Here is a 3,256-nt window from a genome sequence, read left to right as displayed (position 1 = left end):
GGCACTTGCAACTGGGCATATAAACTGTCTTTATAGTCTTGCAAATTTAAATGTTCAATACTTTTGCCTTGAGCTAAAAATTGAGCATTGGCTAAAACCATCTCTGAAACAGCATAGCCAATGCCCTGTTTTAAATGTATATGGCGGTAAGGAACATCACTAACTCCTGCCATAGGAGCCAAGGCTATATTATTCTTGATATAATTATTACCAATATAAAAGCCTTTATTCGTCATTATTTTTTCTTACCTGTAACACGAATCCACTCTTCATCATGGGCTATAGCATCTATATTAAAGTTTGGACTATAAGCTGTAACTATGTCTTTTTCTTTAATATCTAGAATTCCAGATAAAGCTAGTAAACCGTCTTTTTTAGTTAGCTGAGCTAAGGTTGGAGCTAATTCAACTAAAGGACCAGCAAGAATATTTGCTAGAGTGATATCGCCAAGAATATTTTCTTTGGCAAAATCTTCAACTAAAAATGGTTTAATTTTATCGCTCACTTGATTGTTTTTCGCATTAGAAACCGTTGCTTCAATCGCTTGTGGATCTATGTCGACACAATAAGCCATTTTTGCCCCAAGTTTAACCGCAGCTATGCCTAGAATCCCAGAACCACAACCATAATCTATAATAACCTTATCTTGTAAGGCATTAGTTACAGCTAGGCTATCTAAATATTGTAAACACATACGTGTTGTAGGGTGAGTCCCTGTACCAAAAGCTAAGCCTGGATCTAGGTCAACTACTACAGCTCCTTCTTCATCTACTTGTTGATTTGAAGGGCATATCCAAAGCTTTTCTCCGAACTTCATAGGGTGGAACTGATCCATCCATACTCTAACCCAATCTTGATCTTCGATTACTTCAACTTCATAATCTAACTCAGTTACTTTTAGATAAGTTTTTAAATTATCAATTATTTGTTGAGCATCAACATCATTTTCAAATAAGGCTACTACATTGGTATTTGGCCATAACTCAATTTTATTTAGTTCAGGCTCAAAAATTGGATCATCTTGATTATCCATAAATGTTGTCGAAATTGCTCCATAATTATCTAATTCTGAAGCTATTCTTTCGGCATATTTATCGTCAGCAAGATGTAATTTTACGGTAATTTGAATCCAAGACATGATTTTATACTTTAATTTTTGATGTAAATAACTGCACTAATAATACCGCAATTAATGAGAATAATAAAGACGGTACAATTTGGTGGAAACCAAATATTGAGAATTTAGTAAAGGTTAAAATCGCATAAGTGCCTATACCTACAACCACACTAGCAATAGAAGAATACTTGTTAATGCTTTTAACAAATAAACCTAAAACTATTGGCCATAAGAAGGTTGCTTGTAATCCGCCAAAGGATAAAAGGTTTAACCAGATAAGAATATTTGGTGGATTAATACTAAAGGTAACGGCTAGGATAATAATTAAAAAGGTGGTTGAGCGCACAATAATTCTTACTTTATTTTGTGCTCGTCTATACTCGTTATCAGTTAATTCAGGAGTTGGGAAATATCTATTTTTATTATTTAAATAGAGGTCATTAACTAAAGTCGAAGTACATTGAATTAACATACTATCAATAGTTGAAAGTATAGCAGCCATAGGAGCAATTAAAAATATAGCACCTAAAATTGGATGCATAACTATGGTAATTAGCTTAGGAATTACCAAATCCGGACTACTTATAGTGTCACGAGGGATAATTCCATTAGCAAAAAAGCCAGCTAGGTGCATAGCAATTAAGATTACATATAACACCACTGTAGCAATAATAATTGCTTTTAAGCGCTCTTTAGGACTTTGTGATGACATAGTCCGGATAACAGTCTGTGGTAAACCTAAAATACCAAAACAAACTAAAACCCAGAAGCTAAAATACAGCTGCGGAGTTATTACTCCATTAAACGGATCAAGAAGCTTAGCATCGGTTTGTTTAATGTTATTAATAACTTGCTCGAATCCACCTACATAACTTAAGGTAAAGTAAATTAAAAAGAGTGAGCCCAAGAACATTATACTGCCTTGGAGAATATCTGAATAACTTACGGTTTTAAAGTTACCAAAAAAAGTATAAAAGGTAATTACCGAAACAAAACTAAATAAGGCAGTTTTATACTCGATGTTTAACGTCCCCTCAAGTAAGCGAGCAGCACCAATAAATTGCACTACAATACTTGCAATAAAGCAGAGAACGAGAATTAAACTGGTTAAGTTTACTAAAAATGGACTTTTATAGCGAGCAAGAAGTACTTCATTTACAGTGGAACAACCATGCTCATTGGCAAATTTATTTATTCTATTGCCTAATACCGTAAACACAAACCACATGGTAGGTACTTGTATTAAGGCTATTACCACCCAACCTAAACCATAATAGTAAGCCGTACCTGGACCACCTATAAAGGACGAAGCTGACGCATAGGTACTTGCCGAGCCCATAGCTAAAGCTAAGGCAGTCATTTTACGATCTGAAAGGGAATAGTTTTTTATAAAGTTAACCTTTTTTCCTTTTAAGGCTTTAATATCTTTATATTTAACAAAAAGGTTAAAGGCAATTAGAGAGATAAAGTAAATTATTATTGGAGTTAAAATAGCTAAATGGTTCATTATTTGCTTTTTAGGAAAATGTAAATTAAGTAAACAATAAAAATTATAGGAAGATAAAAGCCTACAATTTCAAAATATAGAGGAAAAGAGCTTATTAATCCAGGTGTATTAGCAAAAAATACTAAACTTATAACCCAAAAAAGCACATATAAGAAAAAGGGGATAATTAATTTAGTTAACATGATTAAAGTACTCTTTTATTTTTTGGGCAACAACATCAGCTAACCATACTTGAGCATAATTAGCAAAATTTTGTTCATTGGTTAGCAATTGTCGCACCGATGTTGAAGAAATATGAGTTAAATTAGCCGAAGCTAATAAATACATTACTTCAAAGCTTTTTGTTGCAGACTTAGTTAGATAAAGATTTTTATTAATGTTCTCATAAGTCATTTCATATTCTAAATCTGCGGTATTTCTAATACCACGCACAACAAAATCAGCATTTAAAGCAATATACTCATCAATTAAAAGCTTATCAGAGATTTTAACTTCTATCTGACAATCTGCTATTTGCAACTCATTTAAAGCAATTTGCACTAATTCTAAACGTTGTTCAGAGCTAAAGTTAAACTTTTTGCCATAGTTTTCCATAACTAGGATAATTAGTTTATTACAAGTTTTAGCTGCAC

General features: G+C 32.7%; 4 protein-coding genes. All 4 read right to left on the bottom strand.

Going from position 1 to position 3,256, the window contains the following annotated elements:
• Positions 1 to 236, bottom strand: a 236-nt coding sequence (locus CJP74_RS07965) for a tRNA-dihydrouridine synthase (RefSeq protein WP_222987068.1), incomplete at its 3' end; no start/stop codon positions are given.
• Positions 236 to 1,138 (bottom strand): 50S ribosomal protein L11 methyltransferase, encoded by a 903-nt coding sequence (gene prmA / locus CJP74_RS07960; RefSeq protein WP_119497998.1) that lies wholly within the window; start codon positions 1,136 to 1,138, stop codon positions 236 to 238. The genes CJP74_RS07965 and prmA, both read right to left, overlap by 1 nt.
• 4 nt (positions 1,139 to 1,142) lie before the next feature.
• Complete coding sequence (panF, locus tag CJP74_RS07955) at positions 1,143 to 2,624, bottom strand: sodium/pantothenate symporter (RefSeq protein WP_119497996.1); 1,482 nt, start codon at positions 2,622 to 2,624, stop codon at positions 1,143 to 1,145.
• A gap of 171 nt (positions 2,625 to 2,795) precedes the next feature.
• Positions 2,796 to 3,256 (bottom strand): nucleotidyl transferase family protein (locus CJP74_RS07945; RefSeq protein ID WP_119497992.1); only part of this gene is annotated, 461 nt, incomplete at its 5' end.

Source organism: Psittacicella melopsittaci (genome assembly GCF_003585925.1).
Classification (GTDB): Bacteria; Pseudomonadota; Gammaproteobacteria; order Enterobacterales; family Psittacicellaceae; genus Psittacicella; species Psittacicella melopsittaci.
This window is presented reverse-complemented; position numbering and strand designations above follow the sequence as displayed.

Coding starts and splice junctions, on each gene's coding strand:
- prmA (WP_119497998.1), bottom strand. CDS start 1,138: ATGTCTTGGATTCAAATTACCGTAAAATTACATCTTGCTGACGATAAA.
- panF (WP_119497996.1), bottom strand. CDS start 2,624: ATGAACCATTTAGCTATTTTAACTCCAATAATAATTTACTTTATCTCT.